Consider the following 24,067-nt stretch of genomic DNA (forward strand, 5'->3'; position numbering starts at 1 on the left):
GGGCCCGTGCGCCGCCGCCTGATCAACTCCACGCTCGCCGTGGTGCTCGTCGTGATCGCCGTCTTCGGTGTCTCGCTCGTCATCGTCGAGACCCGCACCATCCAGGCCGGTGCCCAGGAGAGCGTGGCGTCCGAGGCGGTCCGGCTGGTGGGGATAGTGGAGAGCCGGCTGGGCAGCGGCGAGAAGATCACTCCGGACATCCTCTCGGAGCAGATCACCGCCAAGCGGTACGCGAAGATCAAGGTGCCCGGCAAGGACCCGATCGAGATCGGGAAGCGGCCCTCGGGCGACGTCATCCAGTCGGAGGTGCGCGGCGACCGCGGGGAGTCCGTCACGGTCCAGGCCTCCCGCTCCATGGTCAGCGCGGAGATCGGCCGGACGCTGCTGGTCATCCTGGCCGTGGCGCTGCTGGCGATCATCGCCGCCGTCATCCTGGCCGTCCGCCAGGGCCGCCGGCTGACCGCGCCGCTCACCGACCTCGCCGAGACCGCCGAGCGGCTCGGCTCCGGCGACCCCCGCCCGCGCCACCGCCGCTACGGCGTCCAGGAGCTGGACCGGGTCGCCGACGTGCTGGACGCCAGCGCCGAGCGGATCGCGCGGATGCTGACCGCCGAACGGCGGCTGGCCGCGGACGCCTCGCACCAGCTGCGGACACCGCTGACCGCGCTGTCCATGCGGCTGGAGGAGATCACCGTCACCGATGATCCGGACACCGTGAAGGAAGAGGCCACCATCGCGCTGGCGCAGGTGGAGCGGCTGACGGACGTCGTCCAGCGGCTGCTGACCAACTCGCGCGACCCGCGCAGCGGCTCCGCGGTCGCCTTCGACCTCGACGAGGTCGTCAAGCAGCAGATCGAGGAGTGGCGCCCGGCCTACCGCAGCGCCGGGCGGGCCATCGTGCGCTCCGGCAAGAAGGGGCTGCGGGCCGTCGGCACCCCGGGCGCGGTGGCCCAGGTGCTGGCCACCCTGATCGAGAACTCGCTGATGCACGGCGACGGGACGGTCGCGCTGCGTACCCGCGTCACCGGCAACCAGGCGGTCGTCGAGGTCATCGACGCCGGCCCCGGCGTCCCGCCGGACCTCGGCTCGCGGGTCTTCGAGCGCACGGTCTCCGGCCGGAACTCCACCGGGCTCGGACTGGCCGTCGCCCGGGACCTCGCGGAGGCGGACGGCGGGCGGCTGGAGCTGCTCCAGCCGCATCCGCCGGTCTTCGCGCTGTTCCTGGCGCGGGAGGCGGAGTCCGTCGAGGAGTGAGGTCGCGGGCGCCCTGCGGGGCCGGCGGGCCGGGGCTACTTGCGGGAGGCGCTGCGCGGGCGCTGCGGGCCGTCGGCGAGGAAGGACTCGGCGGTCTCCACGGCCTCGCGCGCGGGCAGGGTCCGGAAGACCCAGGTGCGGTAGGACCAGAAGCGGAAGAGCGTGGCCATGCCGATGCCGACGAACTTGAAGACGTTGCTCTGCAGCGGGCTGTCCCAGTGGAACCCGTATGTCGCGACGTAGAGCAGACCGTTCTCGATCACCAGGCCGACCGCGCTGAACAGCAGGAAGAGCGTCAGCTCCTTCGTCCGGCCCTGCTTGTCGCGGTCACGGTAGGTGAAGTAGCGGTAGCCGAGGTAGTTGGTGCCGGTCGCCACGACCGTCGCGATGATGCTGGCCCGGACCACGGGCACCTCGGTCAGGTGCCGCACGAGGTTGAACACCGCGAAGTTGACCACCACGCCCGCGCCGCCGACCGCGCCGAACTTCACCAGTTCCCGGAAGAGCGCCTCCAGTCTCGACCGCAGCGCGCTCCGTCCACTCATGGTGATCGTTCAGCTCCCGCCTGGTCGGTGTCGCGGCCGTCGGCCGGCCGCTTCCTCATGCTAACCAGGGCCCGACGGCGCTGCCTGCCATCTGCCGGGTCCGTGCGCAACACCCGGCGGTCCGGACGGGTCAGCCGACGGTCACCCGGAAGTTGAGGCTGCGGGCGCCCCTCTCGTCGGCCGCGCCGGGGCCGCAGCGCCGGCAGCGCAGCAACCGTAAGTCCGTACGGCCCGCGCGGACGGCCTCGAAGGCGAGGTAGCGGCCGGTGCCGGCCGGAGGCGGGCCGCCGGTGCGCACGCGCCCGCCGGCGGCCCGGAGGACGGCCGGGTCGGGGCGGGGCTCGGCGATGATCCAGCGGTAGCCGTCGGCGGGGTCGTCGGAGACCTGCACGCTGAAGCTGTCACCGGGGGAGACGCTGATCTCGGTGTCGCCCGCGTCGAAGACCTCGGGGGCGGACAACTGGCTGACGACGGAGTGCAGGGCGATCAGCAGGGCGGCGACCGCGACGGCGATCACCAGCCTCCTGGAGCCCCCTGGTATGCCACTGTTCTCCATCCGGCCTCCCCTTGTGCCGGGCCCGGCACGGGCGCCGGCCCCGCACCGCGGCCCGAGGCCATCCGTCCGTGCCGGTCTTTCTCCGGCGATCTTCGAACGTGCGAACTCAGAGGATCATCCAAGCCCCGAGTCGGGCCGGTGCCGTCGAACGGATACCCTGGGGGCGTGACGTTCCCGGTAGTCGGCATGGTCGGCGGCGGTCAGCTCGCCCGTATGACCCACGAGGCGGGTATCCCCCTCGGCATCAAGTTCAAGCTCCTCAGCGACACTCCGCAGGATTCCGCGGCCCAGGTCGTCGGTGACGTCGTCATCGGCGACTACCGCGATCTGGACACCCTGCGTGCCTTCGCTCGTGGCTGCGATGTGATCACCTTCGATCACGAGCACGTTCCCACCGAGCACTTGCGGGCACTGGAGGCCGACGGCATCCCCGTACGGCCGGGGCCCGCGGCGCTGGTGCACGCCCAGGACAAGGGGGTGATGCGGGCGAAGCTGGACGCGATCGGCGCGCCCTGCCCGCGGCACCGCATCGTCTCCGACCCCGCCGACGTCGAGCGGTTCGCGGCGGAGGGCGAGGGCTTCCCGGTGATCCTCAAGACCGTCCGCGGCGGCTACGACGGCAAGGGCGTCTGGGTCGTGCGATCCTCCAAGGAGGCCGCCGAACCGTTCCGTGCCGGCGTGCCCGTCCTCGCGGAGGAAAAGGTCGACTTCACCCGCGAACTGGCCGCCAACATCGTCCGCTCCCCGCACGGCCAGGCCGTCGCCTACCCGGTCGTGGAGTCCATCCAGGTCAACGGCGTCTGCGACACCGTGATCGCGCCGGCGCCCGGCCTCGACGAGGAGCTCGCGGGCCAGGCCCAGGAGCTGGCGCTGCGCATCGCCCAGGAACTGGACGTCGTCGGCCACCTTGCCGTCGAGCTCTTCGAGACCGCCGACGGCCGCATCCTGGTCAACGAGCTCGCCATGCGCCCGCACAACTCCGGCCACTGGACCCAGGACGGCGCGATCACCTCGCAGTTCGCCAACCACGTCCGCGCCGTGCTCGACCTCCCGCTCGGCGATCCGCGCCCGCGCGCCCGCTGGACGGTCATGGCCAACGTCCTCGGCGGCGACTACCCCGACATGTACTACGCGTACCTCCATTGCATGGCGCGGGACCCGCAGCTGAAGATCCATATGTACGGGAAGGACGTGAAGCCCGGCCGTAAGGTCGGCCACGTCAACACCTACGGCGACGACCTGGCGGATGTGCGCGAGCGCGCCGCGCACGCCGCCGGCTACCTGCGAGGAACGATCACCGAATGACGCCCAGCCCGTCGCCCGACCACCGCCTCGAACCGAACGCCGACGCCCCTTCCGCTCCGTCCCCCGTGGTCGGCATCGTCATGGGCTCCGACTCCGACTGGCCCGTCATGGAGGCCGCCGCGCAGGCCCTCGACGAGTTCGAGATCCCCTACGAGGTCGACGTCGTCTCGGCGCACCGCATGCCGCGCGAGATGATCGCCTACGGCGAGGGGGCGGACGGGCGCGGCCTGAAGGCGATCATCGCGGGCGCCGGCGGCGCGGCCCACCTCCCCGGGATGCTCGCCTCCGTCACCCCGCTGCCGGTCATCGGCGTCCCGGTCCCGCTGAAGTACCTCGACGGGATGGACTCGCTGCTGTCCATCGTGCAGATGCCCGCCGGGGTGCCGGTCGCCACCGTCTCCGTCGGCGGCGCCCGCAACGCCGGGCTGCTGGCCGCCCGCATCCTCGCCACCCAGGACCCCGAACTCCTCGCCCGGATGCGGGAGTTCCAGCAGGAGCTGAACGACCAGGCCACCGAGAAGGGCAAGCGGCTGCGCAACAAGGTCGCCTCCCCGGCCGGCTTCGGCTTCGGGGGCGGTAAGTGAGCTCCTCCCTGGACACCGCCCGGGATCTGCTCGCCCGCTGGCCCGTCGTCGACGGCCACAACGACCTGCCCTGGGCGCTGCGCGAGCAGGTCAGCTACGACCTCGACCGGCGCGACATCGCCGCCGACCAGTCCGCGCACCTCCACACCGACCTGCCGCGGCTGCGGGCCGGCGGCGTCGGCGCCCAGTTCTGGTCGGTGTACGTACGCGCCGACTACGCGGGCGACACGGCCGTCAGCGCCACCCTCGAACAGATCGACGTGGTGCGGGAACTGGTCGCCCGCCACCCCGACGCGCTGCGCCTCGCGCACACCGCCGACGACATGGAGGCGGCCCGCACCGAGGGCCGGATCGCGTCCCTCATGGGCGCCGAGGGCGGCCACTCCATCCACAACTCGCTGGCCACCCTGCGCGCGCTGCACCACCTGGGCGTGCGCTACATGACGCTCACCCACAACGACACCATCGCCTGGGCCGACTCCGCCACCGACGAGCCGCGCCACCACGGCCTGTCGGCCTTCGGCGAGGAGGTCGTCCGGGAGATGAACCGCTGCGGGATGCTGGTCGACCTCTCGCACGTCTCGGCCGACACCATGCGCGACGCGCTGCGCGTCAGCACCGCGCCGGTGATCTTCTCGCACTCCTCCGCACGCGCCGTCTGCGACCATCCGCGCAACATCCCCGACGACGTGCTGGCGCAACTGCCCGCCAACGGCGGTGTCGCGATGGCCACGTTCGTCCCGAAGTTCGTGCTGCCCGAAGCGGTCGCCTGGACCCAGCGCGCCGACGAGAACATGCGCGCCCACGGCCTGCACCACCTCGACACCACCGAGGCGGGCATGACGGTCCAGCGGGCCTTCGAGGCCGCCCACCCCCGCCCGATGGCCACCGCGGCCACCGTCGCCGACCACCTCGACCACATGCGCGAGGTCGCCGGCGTCGACCACATCGGGATCGGCGGCGACTTCGACGGCACCGCCTTCACCCCGGCCGACCTGGCCGACGTCGCCGGCTACCCGAACCTGATCGCCGAGCTGCTGGACCGCAAGTGGTCCGAGGCCGACCTGGCCAAGCTCACCTGGCACAACGCCGTCCGCACCCTGCGCGCCGCGGAGGACGTGGCGCGCGATGAGCAGCAGCGGCGCGGCCCGTCGCACGCGACCCTCGAGCAACTGGACGGCTGACGCACCGGGCCGGGCCCCCTCACCTCAGACAGAGGCAGAACGGGTGCCCGGCCGGGTCGAGATAGACCCGCCAGTCGCGCTTCCCGTCGTCGTGCTGGACGAGCTCGGCGCCCAGCGCGACGATCGCCCGCTCGGCCTCGTCGATCTTCGCGCGCGGTACGTCGAAGTCGAGGTGCGACTGCTGCGGCACTTCCTGCCCCGGCCACTGCGGCGGCCGGTAGCCCGCCACCCGCTGAAAGGCGAGAACCCGGCCGTCCGGCCCGGAGACCTCGACCCACTCCTCGTCTTCTCCGGTGACCCGCCAGCCGAGCATGTCCGCGTAGAAATCCGCGAGGGCCCGGGGGTCGGGACAGTCCAGTGCGACAACGCCGAACGTGATGAGGCTCATGGCCGCCACGATAGCTGCGCGGGGCCGGCTTCCCACGTCGTCGGCCGTCCCGCCGTGGGGGCGTTCGCCGTTGTGGTTCTGCGGCGCCTCCCACGTACTCGGCTTTCCCGCCGCACTGGCTTGTCGCCGTTGCTCCCCCACGCCCTTTAGGAGGTGGGAGAGCCGGGAGCGTGGGATGTCAGGCCTTCGGCCTGCCCAGCGCCCGGTACGTCCAGCCGGCCTTGCGCCACAGTTCCGGGTCGAGGGCGTTGCGGCCGTCCAGGATGCGGCGTTCGGCGACGACGTCGGCCAACGCGGCGGGGTCCAGCTCGCGGAACTCCCGCCACTCCGTCAGGTGCAGCACCGCGTCCGCGCCGCGCACCGCCTCCAGGGCGCTGTCCGCGTACGCCAGCGTCGGGAAGAGCCGCCGGGCGTTCTCCATGCCCTTGGGGTCGTAGACCGTGACCTGGCCGCCCTGGAGGTGGATCTGGCCGGCGACGTTGAGTGCGGGGGAGTCGCGGACGTCGTCCGAGTCCGGCTTGAAGGTCGCGCCCAGGACGGCGACCCGCTTGCCGAGGAAGCCGCCGCCGACCGCGTCCCGGGTGAGCTCGACCATGTGACCGCGGCGCCGCATGTTGATCGAGTCGATCTCGCGGAGGAAGGTCAGGGCCTGGTCGGCGCCCAGTTCGCCGGCGCGCGCCATGAAGGCCCGCAGGTCCTTGGGCAGGCAGCCGCCGCCGAAGCCGATGCCGGCCCGGAGGAACTTCTTGCCGATCCGGTCGTCGTGCCCGATGGCCTCGGCGAGCTTCACCACGTCGCCGTCGGCCGCCTCGCAGACCTCGGCCATGGCGTTGATGAAGGAGATCTTGGTCGCCAGGAAGGAGTTGGCGGAGGTCTTGACCAGCTCGGACGTCGGGTAGTCCATGACGATGAACGGCGAGCCCTCGGCGATCGGGGTGGCGTACACCTCGCGCAGCAGCTCCTCGGCCCGCCCGTCGGAGACGCCCACGACGATCCGGTCGGGGTGCAGGGTGTCCTTGACGGCGAAGCCCTCGCGGAGGAACTCCGGGTTCCAGGCCAGCTCGGCGGCGGCGCCGGCGGGGGCGGCCGCGGCCAGCCGCTCGGCGAGCCGGGCGGCGCTGCCCACCGGCACCGTCGACTTGCCGACCACCAGGGTGGGGCGGGTCAGGTGCGGGGCCAGCGCGTCGAAGGCGCTCTCCACGTATGACATGTCACAGGCGTACTCACCGTGCTTCTGCGGGGTGTTCACGCAGACGAAGTGGACGTCGCCGAAGGCGCCGGCCTCCTCGTAGGAGGTGGTGAAGCGCAGCCGGCCGGTCGAGCCCTCGATCCCGTCGGCGTGGCGGCGCAGCAGCTCCTCCAGGCCGGGCTCGTACATCGGGACCTCGCCCCGCTGCAGCATTTCGACCTTCTCCGGCACCACGTCGAGCCCCAGCACCTCGAAGCCCAGCTCGGCCATGGCCGCGGCGTGGGTCGCACCGAGGTAGCCGGTGCCGATCACAGTGATCTTGAGGGCCATGGATGCTCCAAAAAAGGGGATGCGGCGCGGGGCGCCGGCGTCGAGGGGCGGGGTCGGAGACGGGGACTGGGGAAAACGGCGCTGACCGAGCATAGTCGGGGCAGGGAGGGGCTCCTCCAGCCGTCGCGGGGCTGCTCTGTAACTGTCGGCAACCTCACGTATCCGCAGGCCGGGTGGGCGCCTAGAATCCGGAGAGGTAAAGGGTTACTTAACGGTAGTTAGCACTGCCGTCAGCTCACAGGGGAGTGAGAAAGCGTGGCGGGAACCGCTGATTTCGATCTGTACCGGCCGTCCGAGGAGCACGACATGCTCCGCGAGTCGGTGCGCTCGCTCGCCGAGGCGAAAATCGCGCCGTTCGCCGCCGCGGTGGACGAGGAGGCCCGCTTCCCGCAGGAGGCGCTCGACGCACTGGTCGCCAACGACCTGCACGCCGTGCACGTACCGGAGGCCTACGGCGGCGCCGGTGCCGACGCGCTGGCGACCGTCATCGTCATCGAGGAGGTGGCCCGCGTCTGCGCGTCGTCCTCCCTCATACCGGCGGTCAACAAGCTCGGCTCGCTCCCGGTGATCCTGTCCGGTTCCGAGGAGCTGAAGGCGAAGTACCTGGGCCCGCTGGCCAAGGGCGACGCGATGTTCTCGTACTGCCTGAGCGAGCCGGACGCCGGCTCCGACGCGGCCGGGATGAAGACCAAGGCCGTCCGCGACGGTGACCACTACGTCCTCAACGGCGTCAAGCGCTGGATCACCAACGCCGGCGTCAGCGAGTACTACACGGTGATGGCCGTCACCGACCCGGAGAAGCGCTCCCGGGGCATCTCGGCCTTCGTCGTCGAGAAGGGCGACGAGGGCGTCTCCTTCGGCGCCCCGGAGAAGAAGCTCGGCATCAAGGGCTCCCCGACCCGCGAGGTCTACCTCGACAACGTCCGGATCCCCGCGGACCGCATGATCGGCGCCGAGGGCACCGGCTTCGCCACCGCCATGAAGACCCTGGACCACACCCGCATCACCATCGCGGCCCAGGCGCTCGGCATCGCCCAGGGCGCCCTGGACTACGCCAAGGGCTACGTCCAGGAGCGCAAGCAGTTCGGCAAGCCGATCGGCGACTTCCAGGGCGTCCAGTTCATGCTCGCCGACATGGCGATGAAGGTGGAGGCGGCCCGTCAGCTGACCTACGCCGCCGCGGCCCGCTCCGAGCGGATCTCGGCCGGCGGCAAGGGCGAGGACCTGACGTTCTTCGGTGCCGCGGCCAAGTGCTACGCCTCCGACGCGGCCATGGAGATCACCACGGACGCCGTCCAGCTGCTCGGCGGCTACGGCTACACCCGTGACTACCCGGTCGAGCGGATGATGCGGGACGCCAAGATCACGCAGATCTACGAGGGCACCAACCAGGTCCAGCGCATCGTGATGGCGCGCAACCTGCCGCAGTAAGCAGGGCACGGACACCGAAGAGGGGCCCCGGACCGCCGTGTGCGGTCCGGGGCCCCTCTCCTCGGGCCGGGCTGCCGGTCAGTTGCCGGAGACCGTGACCTTCTCGTCGTTGTTGAGCTGCTGGACGAGCTGGTGGAGCTTGGCCTTGTCCCAGACCAGGTTGCCGCCGGTGCTGCCGGAGATCGGCATGTTCATCGACTTGCCCTCGCCGCCGGTCACGCCCTTCATCGCGAAGAACATGTTGCCCAGCGACCACAGGCCCATGTCCTTGTCGACGATCAGCGTGTCCAGGCCGGCGCCCATCGTCGGGTAGAGCTTGAAGGGGTTGAGGACCGTGGCGGGGGTGGCGGCCTGGCTGGCCAGGGTCGCCAGGAACTTCTGCTGGTTCTTCGTACGGTCCAGGTCCTGGCCGGCGAAGGCGTGCCGGGTGCGGACGAAGGCGAGCGCCTGCTGGCCGTTGAGCGTCTGCTTGCCGGCCGGGAAGTCGGCGCCGGAGTTCTTGTCCTTGAACGCCTTGGGGATGTCCATCTCGACGCCGCCGATGGCGTCCACGATGTTGGCGAAGCCGGCGAAGCCGATCTCGACGTAGTGGTCGATGTGCAGCTTGGTGTTGTACTCGACGGTGCGCACCAGCAGCTCGGGGCCGTCCTCGGCGTAGGCCGCGTTGAGCTTGGTGTGCCGGCCGGTGCCCGGGTACTTCTTGCCGGAGTCCGAGCCGACGTAGGTGGGTATCTCCACGTCCGAGTCGCGCGGCAGGGATATCAGCGTCGGGCCGTTGCTGCCGTCGTGCAGGATCATCATCGAGTCGGTGCGCTTGCCCTCGGCGGAGCCGGTGTGCAGCTTGCGCTTCTGCTCGGCGGTCATGCCCTCGCGGCTGTCCGAGCCGACGATCAGGTAGTTCGTGCCGTCGCCGGCCTCCGGGCGGTCGATGACCTTGCTCAGGTCGACCTTGCGGCGGAGCTTGCCGTCGGCCCAGAAGTAGGTGGCGACGGAGGTGACCGCCAGCACCGCGACCAGGGTGATGACCGTCCACTTGATGCGCTTGCCCCAGCGGGGGCGCGGCCGGCCGGCGCGGCCGGGGCCGTCGTCGTAGCCGCCACCGCCGCCGCGGCCGCCGCCGTAGACCTGGCCGGTGTTGTAGCCGTCGTACGCGTCGTCGTAGCCCTGGGACTGCTGCGGCGGCACCGCCGCACCCCGGCGCGGGGACATCGACGGCGGCAGCGGGGGCTCCTGCCGCTGGTAGCCGGGGCCCGCGTCACGACGCACATGGGGCATCGCGCGCGCACCCTCCGGCTCGGTGCTGCCGCTGCCGTGTCCGTACCGGTTGCCGCTCTGGTCGCCGGACCACCCATTGGGCCACTCATTCATACGGGAAGTGTGCATGCCGTACCGGGGTCCCCCATAGAGCGGGTACCGGATCGGGCCAGGGCTGTTGCAGAGCTGATGCAAAGCCACGGAGGCAGTCCGCCGCATACCGCAAGGGGCCGTGACCATTCCGACCTGCACGAATGGAAGCAACCATTCCGGATGGTTCCCGGCGAGGCCGCTGAGACCTGTGTCACGGACCTGCACAAACGGCGAGACCAGTCTCACGACCGGGGCGGGACGGGGCCCCGCGGCCGCCGCTTAGGCTGGCTGCATGACCGAACTCGTCACCGACAGCCCCGAGGACGAGGTTGTGGGCAAGCCCACGTCCGTGTCCCGCATCACGCTCAGCCACATCATGACGGCGGGCGACACCAACCTCCTGGGAACGGTGCACGGCGGCGTGATCATGAAACTCGTCGACGACGCGGCGGGCGCCGTGGCGGGGCGCCATTCCGGCGGGCCCGCCGTGACCGCCTCGATGGACGAGATGGCCTTCCTCGAACCCGTCAGGATCGGCGACCTCGTCCATGTGCGCGCCCAGGTCAACTGGACCGGCCGCTCCTCGATGGAGGTCGGCGTCCGGGTCCTGGCCGAGCGCTGGAACGAGTCCAGCCCGGCCCAGCAGGTCGGCTCCGCCTACCTGGTCTTCGCCGCGGTCGACGAGCAGGGCAAGCCGCGGCGGGTGCCGCAGGTGATCCCGGAGACCGAGCGCGACAAGCGCCGCTACCAGGAGGCGCAGATCCGCCGGACGCACCGCCTCGCCCGGCGCCGCGCGATCATGGAGCTGCGCGAACGGCGCGCCGCGGAAGGCCTCGACGACGCATAACGGCGGCCGCCAGCCCGCCGAGCAGCGCCAGCCCCGCGCCGAGGGCGCTGCCGGCCGCCGCGCAGATCACATCGTCGACATCGGCGATCCGCCCGGCCCGCATCAGCAGCTGTGCCGTCTCGACGGCCAGGCACAGCCCCACGCCCAGCAGGAACGCCGCGGCGGCCGAGGTGCGCGGCGCCGCGAACCGCAGCAGCAGCGCGCCGGGCACGAACAGCGCGGCCTGGGCGATCTGCCGCCGCACCAGCATCGACAGCTCCCCGGGCTCCAGCTGGGCGCCCAGATCGAACAGCCCCTCACCGGGGCGCCACCACACCGTCGCGTCTCCGGAGCCGATCGGCTGGCTCGGCGCGAGCGACGCCATCAGCAGCAGCAACAGCCAGCACGACAGCAGCACCCGGGCCGTGGTGCGCGGCGCGGCGCTGCCAGGGGCGTGCGCCGTCCACAGGGCGAGCGCCATGGCCAGTGCCAGCGCCAGGGCCAGGAAGAGCGTCACCGTCGTGGGGGTGACGCCCAGTACGATCTGCCACACGATGCGCTCCTTTCAGGACATCCGGAACATCCGGGACGTCAACCGCAGCTCCACTTCGTGACGTAGACCGCCCCGCCCCGCTCCATGACGCCCCGGATGCACTCGTCCGCGAGCATCTCCACCCGGCCGCCCAGCACCACCGCGCCGCCCTGCGTCCGCCGGGTGCCGAACCATCCGGGGAAGGCGGTGATCCGGTCGTTCTTGCGCTGGTAGCCGAGCCGCACGAGGATCTCGTCCGGCCCGGACGCGGCCCCGAGCCGCCGGTAGCTCACCGTGTACATGCCGTCGGCCCCCACCGGGCCGCGCAGGCACAGCCGGCCACGCACCAGCTCCCCGCAGCCGGTCGGCGCGGCGGGCGCGGGCGGTGCGGCGGCGAGGGCCGCCACCAGGCACAGCGCCGCGACGGCCCCCGCGATCCGGTGGGCGTCACGGCGGGCCTGGGGGCGCCGTACGGGCGGCCTGGGCGCGGTCCGGCGCGGCGCGGGCACACTCATGCCGCGGCCCCGCTCCGCCCGGCGCCGCCCGTGCGAGGCGCGCCCCCGCTGCCCGTGAGCCCGCCGCGCCCGCTCATGGGCACACTGCCTCGTCGCCGGTGATCGCCGCGATCCCGCCCGGCTTCGGCGACGGCTCCTCGGCCCGTACCCGCCGCACCGCCTGCGGGTCCCGGCCGACCGTCACCCGCATCACCGGCCCCCGTCCGGCCGCCGGGCGCAGCTCGGCGCCCGGCAGCGCGGCGGACAGCGAGCGGGCCGAGCGGTCCCAGCGCGGGTCGAAGGCGATGACCGTACGGGGCGCCCTGCCGAGGGGGGAGGCGCCGGGGGCGCCGGTGGTGGCGAAGCCGGTGGCCCGCAGGTTCCTGGCCACCGCGGCGTCCTGGCCGGCCGGCGCGTCGCCGTCGTCGACCTGCACCTGGACCTGCCCGGGCGGTACGTCCACGACCCTGGCCCGCGGCCCGGTGCGATCCCGGTGGGCCGCGAGCGGCTTGTCCTCGCGGATCGCCTGGAAGAGCCGTGGCGCCTGCACCGGATCCCACCGCACGGTCGAGCCGACGCCCGGCACCGGCTGGGCCACATTGGCCAGCGGCACCGAGGTGAACTCCGAGGACGAGGGGGTGAAGCCGCGCATCGCCTGCCCGAGATCGACCAGGTCGTTGGCCCCGAAGCCCGAGTCGGCCCGGACGGACCCCAGCACCGTGTCGGCGACGTCCCGGAAACGGATCGGGTTCATCAGCACTCCGGAGGAGGTGATCTTGTGGATGAGGGCGGCCAGGAAGCGCTGCTGGCGCTGCATCCGGCCCAGGTCGGCGGAGCCGTCGACATGCCGCGAGCGCACGTACTGCAGCGCCTGGCCGCCGTCCAGCCGCGACTTGCCGACCGGCAGATCCAGGCCCGTGTAGCTGTCGCGCAACGGCCGCACGGAGCAGATCTCCACCCCGCCGACCGCGTCCACGCTGCGCATGAAGCTGGTGAAGTCGACCTCCAGGTAGTGGTCGATGTGCACCCCCGTCATGTGCTCGACGGTCCGCACGGTGAGGCTGGGGCCGCCCTCGGCGTAGGCCGCGTTCAGCTTGATGGCGTGCTGGGCGCGCGGCCGGCCGGTGGCCGCGTCGGTGTGCGCGGGGACCTCGGCGTAGGAGTCGCGGGGGAGGCTGATCACGCTCGCGCGGTCCCGGTCGGCGGAGAGGTGCACCAGCATCAGGGTGTCGGTGCAGTGGCAGGGCGCGCCGCCCAGGTGGTACTTCCGCTTCTCGGCGGGGCTGAGCCTGTCGCGCCCGTCCGTGCCGACGACCAGGAAGTTCAGCCCGTCGCCGCCACCGGGCCGGTTGCTCATGCCCCCGAAGGCGTCCACCCGGCCGATCCCGTTCTCCACGCCGGTGACCACGGCGTGCCCGACGCCGCTCGCGGCCAGCAGCAGCACGGATGTGACGGCGCCGATCCGCAGCCCCCAGCGCGTGCCCGGCGGGCGCCGGCGCGGGCTCGGCCGGGCGGCCCGGCGCCTGGCCGGACGGGGGGAGCGGAACGGCGCGGTCACGGGGGACACCTCCGCGGCTGGACGGGCGTGATCGGTGCCCGGCGAGGGAGCGGGGCAGGACGGGACAGGGGGAAAGTCAGGGCATATCCGGCGACGACACCGTAGGTCCATATGATCGGATGCAAAGCGCCACACGCCGGGCGCCCGCCGCCCGGCCACCCGGCTGCGTCCGACGCCGTCCGCCATTCGCGGTAACGTGAGGCGCGATACTGCAGTCTCCCGGCTGGCGCTGCCGTCGCTGGCGGCTCCGCCGCGGGCCGTCCCCCCGAGGAACCATGCCCCAGCAGCAGCCCCCGGCCGTCTCCGTGATCATGCCGGTGCTCAATGAAGAACGTCACCTGCGCAATGCGGTCCGGCACATCCTGGAGCAGGAGTACGCCGGTGAGATGGAGGTGGTGATCGCCCTCGGCCCGTCCGCGGACCGTACGGACGAGATCGCCGCCGAGCTCGTCGCCGAGGACGCCCGGGTGCACACCGTGCCGAACCCCACCGGCCGCACCCCCGCCGCGCTGAACGCCGCGATCAAGGCGTCCCGGCACCCGATCGTGGTCCGCGTCGACGGCCACGGCATGCTCTCGCCGAACTACATCGCCACCGCCGTGCGCCTCCTGGAGGAGACCGGTGCCGCGAACGTCGGCGGCATCATGCACGCCGAGGGCGAGAACGCCTGGGAGGACGCGGTCGCCGCCGCGATGACCTCCAAGATCGGTGTGGGCAACGCCGCCTTCCACACGGGCGGGCAGGCCGGTCCCGCCGAGACCGTCTACCTCGGCGTCTTCCGCCGTGAGGCGCTGGAGCAGCAGGGCGGCTACAACGAGGAGTTCATCCGCGCCCAGGACTGGGAGCTGAACTTCCGCATCCGTGAGGCCGGCGGCGCGATCTGGTTCTCGCCCGAGCTGCGGGTGCAGTACCGCCCGCGGCCGAGCGTCAAGGCGCTGGCCAAGCAGTACAAGGACTACGGCAAGTGGCGCCACGTCGTGGCCCGTTACCACGCCGGTTCGATCAACCTGCGCTACCTCGCGCCGCCGACCGCGGTGTGCGCCATCGCGGCGGGCCTGGTGGTCGGCGCCGCCGTCACCCCCTGGGGCCTGGTGGTCCCGGCCGGCTACCTCGCGGCCATCGCCGCGGGGTCGGTGCCGGCCGGCAAGGGCCTGTCGCTCAAGGCGCGCGCCCAGATCCCCCTCGCCCTGGCCACCATGCACATGGCCTGGGGCGTCGGCTTCCTGACCAGCCCCCGCTCCCTCGCCAAGCGGGTCATCGCCAGCCGCCGCCCGGCGGTCCTGGCCCCGGCGGTCGGGGGCGAGTAGCTCGGGGGCGAGCAGGCCGGGGGCGAACAGGCCGGGTCTCCTGCGCCGGGGGTGAGCCGGCCGCCCCCCTTGCCGGGGCGCCGGGCCGGGACGAGTAGTCCGGGCCTCCCGGGCCGGGGTGCCGAGCAGCCTCACCCCGTCTCCTGCCGGGACCCTGCCTTCTGCCGGAACCTCCCCTCCTCACCCGCCCACCCCCCGAAGGGGGGTGGGCGGCGGGGAAAAACCAACAGGGGCGGGCAAAGCGGCTCAAGCCGCCCGCTGCCCCAGGGACCGTCGGCCGCCCTAGGAGACGACGCCGTCCCTGGAGCGCCCGACCCCCTGGCGCGCCCGCCACTCCAGGCCGCTGCCCCTGGCGCGCCCGCCGCCCCAGAGGCCGCCCGGAGCCTAGAAGGTGTACTGCGGGTTCACCTTCATGCAGGCCTTGGAGTCCTCGCCGTTGAGGGCGTCCGCGCTGTCCGGGGCCTTGTCGGCGCCCTTGTCGGCGCCGGCCTTCTCCGGGTACGCGGTGCCGTTGCGCCAGTCGTTGCCGATCACCAGCCGCATTCCGGTGGCCGAACTGGACTCCCGGACCGCGCTCTTGGGCAACCCGAGGGCCTTCGCCAGCGCCAGGGCGTCGCCCCGCTGCCCCTTGTCCCGGTAGGTGAGCGTGGTGTCGGCCTGGGTGGTGAGCGCGGAGTCGGTGGCCGCCGCGGCGTAGCCGAGGCCGGACAGCCGCTGCTGGACGACCGCGGCGCGGCCGGAGACCGGGCCGTTGACGGTGCTGTTGGTGCCGTTCTGCACCACCACCTTCAGCGCGCCCTTGGGCGTCGACGGCTTCGGGTCCGGCGCGGCTTTCTTCTTCTTGTCCTTGCCGTCCAGCGCGGTGTCGTTGCGCAGCATCCCGAAGGTCGCCTCCGCGTCGCCCGGCTTGGGCATGACGTACGACTCGTCGGGGCTGTACTGCCAGGGCATGGTGACCATCGTGATGCGCTTGGTCGGCACCCGGTTGAGGTCGCCGCCGAGGTCGTAGAGCTTCTTGACGGTGTCGAGGCCGTCGTCGACGGTCAGCGCCTTGGTCGCGGCCTCGGCCAGGTCGCGCAGCTGGCCCGGGTCGGTGAGCTTGGTGCCCTTCTTCAGCTGCCGGACCATCGAGTTCATGTACATGTGCTGGGCCTTGGCCCGGCCGATGTCGGTGTTGTCCTCGAAGCCGTAGCGGGTGCGCAGCCACTGCAGGGCCTGGACGCCCTTGACGGAGTGGGTGCCCTTGGTGAGCTTCAGCCCGCTGCCGTGGCCCTTGCTGTCGTGCGAGTAGACGTTGCTGCCGACGCAGACCGGGACGCCGCCGATGGCGTCGGCCATGTCCACCACGCCGGAGAAGTCGACCATCATGAAGTGGTCGATGTAGATGCCGGTCAGCTCCTGCCAGGTGGCGAGGGTGCAGCCCGGACCGCCGTGCTGGAGCGACTGGTTGATGGCCGCGGAGGTCTGCCGGTAGACCTGGTGCGTCTTCGGGTCGGTGCACTGCGGGATCGTCACCCGGGTGTCCCGCGGGATGGAGATCACCGACATGTTGCTGCGGTCCGCGGAGACGTGCAGCAGCATCTGCACATCGGCGAGCGGCTTGCGGTCCGCGTCCTGCCGGGCGCCGCCGAGCTCGATGTTCTCCTTGCTGTTCCGGCCGTCCGAGCCGAGCAGCAGGATGTTCAGCGGGCTCTGCCCGAAGGCGTTGGGGTCCGGCTTCTTCAGGCCGTCCCCGGCCAGGGAGCGCGGTGCCTTGCGGAGGTTCGCGTTGAGGTGCTCGTAGTACCAGTACCCGGCGCCCGCGCCGCCCACTATCAGGACGGTGAGGGTGAGGGCGGTCCAGCGCAGCACCTTGCGCCCCTTGCCGCGGCGCGGTTCGCCCGCCGAGCGGCGGCCCGCGCCCTCGGCGGGGCCGTCCCCGTCACCGGAGGCGACGCCGCCCCCCGAGGGGGGCGGCGTCCAGCCGGGTGCGTCCGGCGGCAGTCCCTTGTTCTCGTAGAGCCCGTCGTCCCAGCCCAGCTCTTCCGCGTCCGGCTGGCGCCGTCGGCGCGATCGGTCACCGCGCACACTGCTCTGCCGCATTGGGCCCTCTCCCCGTTGTCTGTCCGATGGTGCGCTCGGCGCCTCGGCGGGGCGGCCGGATCCCGCTCAGGTCACTTCGCGCAGACGTTCTTGTCATCTGCATTGACGTTCTGCACCCCGTCCGGGGTTTCGGTCGGCGCGTCGATCGGCGTGCCCGGTGCCTTGAAGTCCTTGCCGAGCGTGAGCTTCATCGGGACCCGGTCACCGGCGTTGTGCGACGACTGCTTCAGCGCGCTCTTGGGCAGCCCCATCCAGTCGGCCAGGGTGGCGGCCTGGTCGGCCTGGTTGGGCGCGTACTCGAGGCGGGTGGTGGCCAGCTTCGCCGGGGCGTTGCCGGCGTTGGTGGAGAGCTTGGCGGCCTTGCTGTTCTGCAGCCAGTCCACGGTCTCCTGCGCCGAACCGATCGGCCCGCCGCCGTTGGTGACGTCGACCCGCACCTGCTCGGGCGGGGCCTTCTTCACCGGCGCGGACTTCTTGCCCTTGCCCTTCTTGCCCTTGGCCAGGGTGTGGTCGGCCCGGACCATCGCGAACAGCGGGTCCGCGGCGGTCTTGTTGAGGATGACGGTGGCCGGGTCGTCGGGGTTGTCCAGCACCGGCACCGTGGCGAAGGTGACCTTGTCGATGTCGACCTTCTTGAGGTCGGTGCCAAAGTCCAGCAGCTTGTTCGCGGTGCCGATACCGGTGTCGACGGTGAGCGCCCTGGTCGCCGCCTGGCTGACGTCGTAGAGCTTGCCGGGGCTGCTGAAGGCGCTGGACTTCAGCTTGCGGATCAGCGAACTGAGGAACTGCTGCTGCATCTTGATCCGGTCGAGGTCGCTGCCGAACCCGATGGCGTGCCGGGTGCGGACGAAGGCCAGCGCCTGCTCGCCCTTGACGACGTGCCGGCCGGCCTTCAACTTCAGGTGCGACTTGGGGTCGTTGAGGTCCTTGCCCGCGCACACCTCGACGCCGTCGACCGCGGTGGACAGCTCCTTGACCGCGTTGAAGTCGGCCATCATGAAGTGATTTATCTTCAGCCCGGTCAGCTTCTCGACGGTGCGCCAGGTGCAGCCCGGGTCGCGGCCCTCCTGGCCCAGGCTGGTGTTGAAGCGCACCCCGTGCTCGCCGGGGATCCTCTTCGTCGAGCCGTCCTTCTGCTTCGTGGGGCAGGTCGGGATGTCGGTGATCATGTCGCGCGGGATGCTCAGCGCGGTGGCGTTCGTCCGGTCCTTGGAGATGTGCATCAGGATCGTGGTGTCCGCGTGGCCCACGCTGCCGGCGTCGCCGTAACCGGCGTTGCCCTTCCCGGAGCGGGCGTCCGTCCCGATGATGAGGACATTGACCGGGCCGCTGGAGACCGCGTCGTTCTCCACGCCGACATCGACCTTGGAGATGTTGCCGTTCAGCTGCTGGTAGAGGTAGAACGCGCCACCGCAGCCCGCGACGAGCACGAAGCCCACCACACCGGCCGTCCAGTAGAGCGCCTTCTTCTTCCCGGACGCCTTCGGCTTGCGCTTGCGGCGGCTCGCCGGGCCCGCGGCCGCCGCGGACGCCGTGCGGCTGCCGGCCGACCGCCGGGCCGCCCGCCCGCCACCGGCGCGCTCGTCGGCATCGGCGTCCTCGCCCCGGCGGCCGCGCTGGGTCGGCAGCGGCCGGGTGTCGGTGTCGCCGCCCGACCTGGCACGTCTGGAGCCGGCCGTCCTGCGGTCGGCGGGCCGAGCGGCGTCTTGACCGGCAGGGTCAATCCGCAGCTCGTAGTTGCCGGTGTTCGGGTCGAACACCCACTGATCGGCGGGATCGACGTTGTTGTCGCCCGCCCGCCCACGGCCTTGCGCGTCCACGGTGCCTTGAGTCCTCCGTCGGTGCCACGCGGCGCCATCCCCTCAAGGCGCTCGGGTCGGTCGATCGTGCATTGCATGGTCATCGGTCAGCTGGTGCGGCGACCGGATCGCTCACACTATCCGCCCAGTTCAGCGCCCCGCGACGCTCGTGACAAATTCCACTTGCCTACAACTGGGCAATCCGCCCAATCCATTCGAGTCGCAGCTGCACTTTGCGGCATCTTTATTCGCAGAGCCCGTGTTCCGCCGTCGCCCGGGGAAAGGACGGGGTCGGACTCGGCGACGGCGAGGGTGCTCCGCGGGCCCGTCCGGCCGCGGTCGCGCCTCCCGCCCGGACCGGCTTCTCCCCGGTGTCGGGAGGGGGTTTCACGGTCACCGGAAGATCGTTGTGCAGCTGCGCGAAGAGCCGTCCGGCATCCGGCTGGACCAGCTCGTCGCGATTGGGATCGTAGCGGTACTCCCGGCGCGGCACGGTCATGAACTGGACCCGGCCGGTGGGAATGCTGCGGGTGCTGCGGACCAATTCGTACAGCCCCTTCAGGGATGCCAGCGCGGTGTCCGTGATCAGTGAACTCGTCGCGGCATCCAACACCGGATACAGCCGGGCCGGATTGAGCAGGACACCATTGCTCTGCACTTTCTTCACGAGAGCCCCAAGAAACTCTTGTTGCCTCTGCATACGCTGGGTGTCACTTCCGTTGCCCAGACTCTTGCGGGCCCGTACGTAGCCGAGCGCGGCCTCGCCGTGCAGGGTCTGCCGGCCCGCGGGCAGGGTGAGCTGCGCCGCGGGGTCGTGGATCGGCCGGGGGAGGCAGACCTCGACGCCGTCGACCGCGTCCACCATCTTCGTGAAGCCGACGAAGTCGATGATCAGGTAGTGGTCGATGCGGATGCCGGTCAGCTTCTCGACCGTGCGGATCATGCAGGCCACGCCGCCGACCGCGAACGCCCCGTTGAACTGGGTCGTCCGCGGCGGGGTCTCCGTGCCGTCCGGGTGCTTGCAGTGCGGCACGTCCACCATCAGGTCGCGTGGAATGCTCACCGCGGTGGCGCTCTTCCGGTCCGCCGCCAGGTGCAGCAGCATCGTGGTGTCCGAGCGCTGGCCGTCGTCGCGGCCGTAGCGGCGGTTGTCGCCGTGGCGGCTGTCGGAGCCGATCAGCAGGACGTTCGCGGCGTTCGGCGGGCCCGCCGGGGGCCGTTCGGACTCCCACTTCCGCAGCTCCTTCTCGGTGGCGCTGTCGGTGCGGATGTTGCTGTCGAGCTTGGCGTACACCGCCCAGCCCGCCCCGGCCCCGGCCAGCATGACGCCGACCACCCCGAGCGCGGCCCAGTGCCGCCACCGCCTGCGGTGCGACGGCCCGCGCGGCGGCCCCGGCCGGTCCGGTCCCGGCCCCGTGGCCGGGCGCTCGTCCCAGCCGGCGAACCGGGGAGGCTCGGGGGTATCGGTCACCTGTGCGTCCATCCCTCATGGAGTCGGCGTCGCGCCCGCACGAGGGCCCGGACGGAACAAGAGACGGACGAACCCCGCGCATGGTTGTACGTACTCAAGATCCTGGACCGAAACGGGCGAACCGGCCCGCCACGGGCGCCACCGGTCCGCCGGACGGGGGAGCGCCGCTCAGTGCGGCGCCGGCGCCCGGTAGGTGATCTTCTCGCTGCTCTCCCGGGCGGCCGCGGCATCCGCGTCCAGCCGGTCCGGGTGGCGGCACAGCACCACGGAGCCGCCGGCCGCCAGCGGGGCGTAGAGCCCGTACGACAAGCCCTGCCAGGTGTCGTACGCCAGCCCCGACAGCACCCGCGGCGCCTCGGGCATCCCGGCCGCCGCCGCATCGGCCAGCGCGCGCGCCCCGATGCCGGCGCCGGTCAGTTCCTCGCCGCCCACCACCAGGGCCGCGGCCGCCGGGTCCACCGGCACGAACGGCGCGAACCGGTCGCCCTGGCCCGGCGCCTCGACGGCGAAGTCCGCGAAGCCCGCCGGCGGCTGCGGGAAGCGGCCGCCCAGCGGGCGCAGCGCCAGCGCCACCCGCTCCCCGGAGCAGGCCCGCGCCGCGTCGAGCCGGTCGGGCCCGGCGACGACGACGTCGGCGGCGGCCGGATCGCCGTCCACCTCCGCGACCACGCCCACCGACGAGCAGGCCAGCAGCCAGACCGCGGTCTGCCAGTGGGCGGGCAGCAGCAGCGCGAGCCGGTCGCCGGGCCCGGCGGCCAGATCGCCCTGGAGGTAGTTGGCGGTCTTGGCCACCCAATTGGCGAAGGTCGCGACGGACAGTTCCACGCGCTCGCCGGTGGCGTCGTCGTAGAAGGTCACCAGCGGGCGGGCCGGATCCGCGGCGAGCGCGGAACTCAGCAGGTCGGCGGGGGTGCGATCGGTGGCGTTCATCGCGGCCAGGGTACGCGCGGCGGCGGCCGGCGGCCGGTCGGGCGCAGCAGTACCGGCCACCGGATCGGCCGATGCCCCGTCAGGTCACCATTGGCGCGTTCGGTCCGGACATGTCCAGGATTTTATTCATGCGCCCTTTTCTCGTGACCTGTCTCGGCGCCGTGTGCACCGCCGCCCTCGCCCTGTCCCTCGCGCCGGCGGCCGGTGCGCATGCCGTCCCCGCCCCGGCCGCAGCGCCGCGCGCCACGAGCACCCCCGATCTGCCCGGCAGCACCCAGTCCCTGCCGGTGCCGACGCCCGGCGCAGCCGCCCCGGACGCCACCGACCGCGACTCCGCAACGGTGCCCGCGCCCAGGACGCTCGGCCTGCCGGCCCGCACCGTGCACCCGTTCTCCCTCCTCGGGGTGGTCTGGGACGACGCCGCCGCCGCACTGCACGGCCGGGTCCAGGTCCGCACCCGCGCCACCGGCACCACCCGCTGGTCCGACTGGCAGGACGTCCAGGTCCACAACGACGACGCCCCCGACCTCGGCTCCGCCGAACGGCACGGCAGCGCCGTCAGGGGCAGCACCGCTCCGTTGTGGGTCGGCGACTCTGACGCCGTCCAACTGCGGATCACCCCCGAGAGCAGCGACCGCGCACCGGCCACCGTCCCGGCCGGGCTGCGCCTCGAACTCGTCGACCCCGGCCGGACCCCGCGCGCCCTGCGCGGGGCGCACGCCGACCCGCCGGCCCCGGTCGGCCCCGGGGCGGCCGCGGCGTCCGCCGCCAACACGCTGCTCGCCCCGCTCGGCGCCACCGAGATCCCGGCCCTCGACCAGGTCGCCTCCCTGGCCGACATCGCCGCGGCAGGCCTGCTGTCCCCGGCCCGCGCCTACGTCGGAGCCCGCCCCCGGATCGTCACCCGGGCAGGCTGGGGCGCCGACGAGGAACTGCGGGAGAAGGACTTCACCTACACCCACACCGTCCGCGCCGCCTTCGTCCACCACAGCGGCTCCGGCAACGACTACAGCTGCGACGAGGCCCCCGCGCTGATCCGCGCCATGTACCGCTTCCACGTCGAGAGCAACCACTGGCGGGACATCGGCTACAACTTCCTCATCGACAAGTGCGGCACGGTCTACGAGGGCCGGGCGGGCGGCGTCGCCAAGCCCGTCATGGGCGCCCACACCCTCGGCTTCAACGCCGACAGCACCGGCATCGCCGTCCTCGGCACGTTCACCGACACCGAGCCGCCGCGGCGCGCCCTCGACGCCATCGCCCGTCTGGCGGCCTGGAAGCTCGGCCTCTACGGGGTCGATCCGCGCAAGATGACGAAGCTGCTGTCCGCCGGCGGCAACCGTTTCCCCAAGGGGGCCAAGGTCCCGCTGCACGTCATTTCCGGCCACCGCGACGGCTTCACCACCGACTGCCCCGGCCTGTACCTCTACAACAAGCTCGGCGCCGCCCGGGTCGCCGCGGCCGGGCTCCAGGGCCGCTGACCCGTCGCGGTGAATCGGGTGGTCATGCACGGTTTTGCGGGCGTTCGGCACGGTGCGGGGTGCCGGACCCACTGAACCTTTCCTGCCGTTGACGCGTCCTCACGACCACGACGCCCGCGCCCCGGCCCGGTGCCGCCCCGTGGCCTGAACAGCACGGGGCCGGTTCCACCGCCGGGGGCGTCCGGATGCCCTGTCTGCCTACACTGGTCCGCCGATCGGCCGACCCAGCAGGAAGCAGAGAAGACACCGTGAGTCGCACGTGCAGCCGCCGGGCTGTGGTCGACGACGAGAGCCGCACCGCTGCGCTGCGCGGGCGGAGAAGCGAACAGAGGGCACAGTGACTGAAGCGATCCTCCTGGTCGGCGGCAAGGGCACCCGGCTGCGCCCGTTGACGGTGCGCACGCCCAAGCCCATGGTCCCCGCGGCCGGCGTGCCGTTCCTCACCCATCAGCTGGCCCGCGCCCGGGCCGCCGGTGTCGAGCACATCGTCCTCGCCACCTCCTACCTCGCCGAGGTCTTCGAGCCGTACTTCGGCGACGGGTCGGCGCTGGGCCTGCACCTGGAGTACGTCACCGAGCACGAGCCGCTGGGCACCGGCGGCGCCATCCGCAATGTCGCCGAGCGGCTGCACTCCGGCCCCGACGACCCGGTTCTGATCTTCAACGGCGACATCCTCACCGGCCTGGACATCCCGGCCCTGGTCGACACCCACCGCACCGCCGGCGCCGACGTCTCCCTGCACCTCACCCGCGTCGAGGACCCGCGTGCCTTCGGCCTGGTGCCCACCGACGACACCGGCCGGGTCACCGCCTTCCTGGAGAAGCCGCAGACCCCCGAGGAGATCGTCACCGACCAGATCAACGCGGGCGCCTACGTCTTCAACCGCTCGGTCATCGACACCATCCCGGCCGGCCGCCCGGTCTCCGTCGAACGCGAGACCTTCCCCGGCCTGCTCGCCGAGGGCGCCCACCTCCAGGGCATGGTCGACTCCACGTACTGGCTGGACCTCGGCACCCCGCAGGCCTTCGTCCGCGGCTCCGCCGACCTGGTCCTGGGCCGCGCCCCGTCCCCGGCGGTGCCCGGCCGGCGCGGGGAGCGCCTGGTCCTGGAGACCGCCGAGGTCGCCGACGACGCCAAGCTCAGCGGCGGCACCGTCGTCGGGCCGCGTGCCGTCATCGGCGCCGGCGCCCGGATCGACGGCAGCGCGGTCCTCGACGGCGCGGTCGTCGAGGAGGGCGCCGAGATCCGCGATTCGCTGATCGGCGCCGGTGCGCGCATCGGCGCCCGGACGGTCCTGGACGGCGCGGTCATCGGCGACGGCGCGCTGATCGGCGCCGGCAACGAGCTGCGCGGCGGCATCCGCATCTGGTGCGACGCCGACATCCCGGCCGGATCGGTGCGCTTCTCCTCCGACCAGTAGGCCGGTCACCGGGCCCGGGCCGCCGTTGTCCACAGGCCCCGCACCGCCCCGGCC

At 72.4% G+C, this 24,067-nt stretch carries 21 protein-coding genes; 9 read left to right on the forward strand and 12 right to left on the reverse strand.

Annotated elements, in window-relative coordinates; all coding sequences use genetic code 11:
• The first annotated feature begins 6 nt into the window (after positions 1-6).
• Positions 7-1,254 carry an ATP-binding protein gene (locus tag AB0411_RS27900; protein ID WP_366420032.1) on the forward strand — a complete coding sequence of 416 codons (1,248 nt, stop codon included), beginning with the start codon at positions 7-9 and terminating at the stop codon, positions 1,252-1,254.
• 35 nt (positions 1,255-1,289) lie between these two features.
• On the opposite strand, the gene AB0411_RS27905 is transcribed toward AB0411_RS27900, so the two are convergent.
• Together AB0411_RS27905 and AB0411_RS27910 are read right to left on the reverse strand one after the other, a co-directional pair.
• On the reverse strand, positions 1,290-1,799 hold the full coding sequence (locus AB0411_RS27905) for a GtrA family protein (protein WP_366420033.1): 510 nt from the start codon (positions 1,797-1,799) through the stop codon (positions 1,290-1,292).
• A gap of 130 nt (positions 1,800-1,929) precedes the next feature.
• Positions 1,930-2,355 (reverse strand): protease inhibitor I42 family protein, encoded by a 426-nt coding sequence (locus AB0411_RS27910; RefSeq protein ID WP_366420034.1) that lies wholly within the window; start codon positions 2,353-2,355, stop codon positions 1,930-1,932.
• A gap of 165 nt (positions 2,356-2,520) precedes the next feature.
• On the opposite strand from AB0411_RS27910, the gene AB0411_RS27915 reads away from it, so the two are divergent.
• Genes AB0411_RS27915 through AB0411_RS27925 form a run of 3 tightly spaced genes read left to right on the forward strand, consistent with a single transcriptional unit; the run spans position 2,521 to position 5,428 of the window.
• The gene (locus tag AB0411_RS27915; protein WP_366420035.1) at positions 2,521-3,660 is read left to right on the forward strand and encodes a 5-(carboxyamino)imidazole ribonucleotide synthase; all 1,140 of its coding nucleotides are present in this window, start codon (positions 2,521-2,523) and stop codon (positions 3,658-3,660) included.
• Complete coding sequence (gene purE, locus AB0411_RS27920; protein WP_403151622.1) at positions 3,657-4,244, forward strand: 5-(carboxyamino)imidazole ribonucleotide mutase; 588 nt, start codon at positions 3,657-3,659, stop codon at positions 4,242-4,244. The genes AB0411_RS27915 and purE overlap by 4 nt, the downstream gene beginning before the upstream one ends.
• Positions 4,241-5,428: a dipeptidase gene (locus AB0411_RS27925; protein ID WP_366420036.1), complete on the forward strand. Its 1,188-nt coding sequence runs from the start codon at positions 4,241-4,243 to the stop codon at positions 5,426-5,428. The genes purE and AB0411_RS27925 overlap by 4 nt, the downstream gene beginning before the upstream one ends.
• 19 nt (positions 5,429-5,447) lie before the next feature.
• On the opposite strand, the gene AB0411_RS27930 is transcribed toward AB0411_RS27925, so the two are convergent.
• Both AB0411_RS27930 and AB0411_RS27935 read right to left on the reverse strand, forming a co-directional pair.
• On the reverse strand, positions 5,448-5,816 hold the full coding sequence (locus AB0411_RS27930) for a VOC family protein (RefSeq protein WP_366420037.1): 369 nt from the start codon (positions 5,814-5,816) through the stop codon (positions 5,448-5,450).
• A gap of 178 nt (positions 5,817-5,994) precedes the next feature.
• Positions 5,995-7,335, reverse strand: a complete 1,341-nt coding sequence (locus tag AB0411_RS27935; protein ID WP_366420038.1) for a UDP-glucose dehydrogenase family protein — start codon at positions 7,333-7,335, stop codon at positions 5,995-5,997.
• Between the two features lie 255 nt (positions 7,336-7,590).
• Here AB0411_RS27935 and AB0411_RS27940 point away from each other — a divergent pair, with 255 nt between their 5' ends.
• On the forward strand, positions 7,591-8,766 hold the full coding sequence (locus AB0411_RS27940; RefSeq protein ID WP_366420039.1) for an acyl-CoA dehydrogenase family protein: 1,176 nt from the start codon (positions 7,591-7,593) through the stop codon (positions 8,764-8,766).
• 78 nt (positions 8,767-8,844) lie between these two features.
• Here the strand turns inward: AB0411_RS27940 and AB0411_RS27945 are convergent, their stop codons facing one another.
• Positions 8,845-10,134, reverse strand: coding sequence for an LCP family protein (locus AB0411_RS27945; RefSeq protein ID WP_366420040.1), 1,290 nt, complete (start codon positions 10,132-10,134; stop codon positions 8,845-8,847).
• A 271-nt stretch (positions 10,135-10,405) separates the two neighbouring features.
• Here AB0411_RS27945 and AB0411_RS27950 point away from each other — a divergent pair, with 271 nt between their 5' ends.
• Positions 10,406-10,960 (forward strand): acyl-CoA thioesterase, encoded by a 555-nt coding sequence (locus AB0411_RS27950; protein ID WP_366420041.1) that lies wholly within the window; start codon positions 10,406-10,408, stop codon positions 10,958-10,960.
• On the opposite strand, the gene AB0411_RS27955 is transcribed toward AB0411_RS27950, so the two are convergent.
• The 3 genes from AB0411_RS27955 to AB0411_RS27965 all read right to left on the reverse strand — a co-directional run bounded on the left by AB0411_RS27955 (position 10,911) and on the right by AB0411_RS27965 (position 13,523).
• Positions 10,911-11,492, reverse strand: coding sequence for a VanZ family protein (locus tag AB0411_RS27955; RefSeq protein WP_366420042.1), 582 nt, complete (start codon positions 11,490-11,492; stop codon positions 10,911-10,913). The two genes, AB0411_RS27950 and AB0411_RS27955, sit on opposite strands and share 50 nt — an antisense overlap.
• A gap of 38 nt (positions 11,493-11,530) precedes the next feature.
• Positions 11,531-11,986, reverse strand: a complete 456-nt coding sequence (locus tag AB0411_RS27960) for a hypothetical protein (RefSeq protein ID WP_366420043.1) — start codon at positions 11,984-11,986, stop codon at positions 11,531-11,533.
• Between the two features lie 73 nt (positions 11,987-12,059).
• A complete protein-coding gene (locus AB0411_RS27965; RefSeq protein ID WP_366420044.1) occupies positions 12,060-13,523 on the reverse strand; it encodes an LCP family protein in 1,464 nt (487 codons plus the stop codon).
• Between the two features lie 275 nt (positions 13,524-13,798).
• Between AB0411_RS27965 and AB0411_RS27970 the strand changes: the two genes are divergently transcribed.
• Complete coding sequence (locus AB0411_RS27970; protein WP_366420045.1) at positions 13,799-14,830, forward strand: glycosyltransferase family 2 protein; 1,032 nt, start codon at positions 13,799-13,801, stop codon at positions 14,828-14,830.
• A gap of 384 nt (positions 14,831-15,214) precedes the next feature.
• Here the strand turns inward: AB0411_RS27970 and AB0411_RS27975 are convergent, their stop codons facing one another.
• The 4 genes from AB0411_RS27975 to AB0411_RS27990 all read right to left on the reverse strand — a co-directional run bounded on the left by AB0411_RS27975 (position 15,215) and on the right by AB0411_RS27990 (position 21,112).
• Positions 15,215-16,912, reverse strand: coding sequence for an LCP family protein (locus AB0411_RS27975; protein WP_366420046.1), 1,698 nt, complete (start codon positions 16,910-16,912; stop codon positions 15,215-15,217).
• A gap of 71 nt (positions 16,913-16,983) precedes the next feature.
• A complete protein-coding gene (locus tag AB0411_RS27980; RefSeq protein ID WP_366420047.1) occupies positions 16,984-18,732 on the reverse strand; it encodes an LCP family protein in 1,749 nt (582 codons plus the stop codon).
• A 223-nt stretch (positions 18,733-18,955) separates the two neighbouring features.
• Positions 18,956-20,194, reverse strand: a complete 1,239-nt coding sequence (locus AB0411_RS27985; protein ID WP_366420048.1) for an LCP family protein — start codon at positions 20,192-20,194, stop codon at positions 18,956-18,958.
• 156 nt (positions 20,195-20,350) lie between these two features.
• The gene (locus AB0411_RS27990; RefSeq protein WP_366420049.1) at positions 20,351-21,112 is read right to left on the reverse strand and encodes a TIGR03089 family protein; all 762 of its coding nucleotides are present in this window, start codon (positions 21,110-21,112) and stop codon (positions 20,351-20,353) included.
• Positions 21,113-21,240: 128 nt separating this feature from the next.
• Between AB0411_RS27990 and AB0411_RS27995 the strand changes: the two genes are divergently transcribed.
• Positions 21,241-22,593 (forward strand): peptidoglycan recognition protein family protein, encoded by a 1,353-nt coding sequence (locus tag AB0411_RS27995; RefSeq protein WP_366420050.1) that lies wholly within the window; start codon positions 21,241-21,243, stop codon positions 22,591-22,593.
• Between the two features lie 337 nt (positions 22,594-22,930).
• Positions 22,931-24,013: an NDP-sugar synthase gene (locus tag AB0411_RS28000; RefSeq protein ID WP_366420051.1), complete on the forward strand. Its 1,083-nt coding sequence runs from the start codon at positions 22,931-22,933 to the stop codon at positions 24,011-24,013.
• Positions 24,014-24,067 lie beyond the last annotated feature (54 nt).

The organism is Streptomyces angustmyceticus, assembly GCF_040701845.1.
In the GTDB taxonomy this organism is placed as follows: domain Bacteria; phylum Actinomycetota; class Actinomycetes; order Streptomycetales; family Streptomycetaceae; genus Streptomyces; species Streptomyces angustmyceticus_A.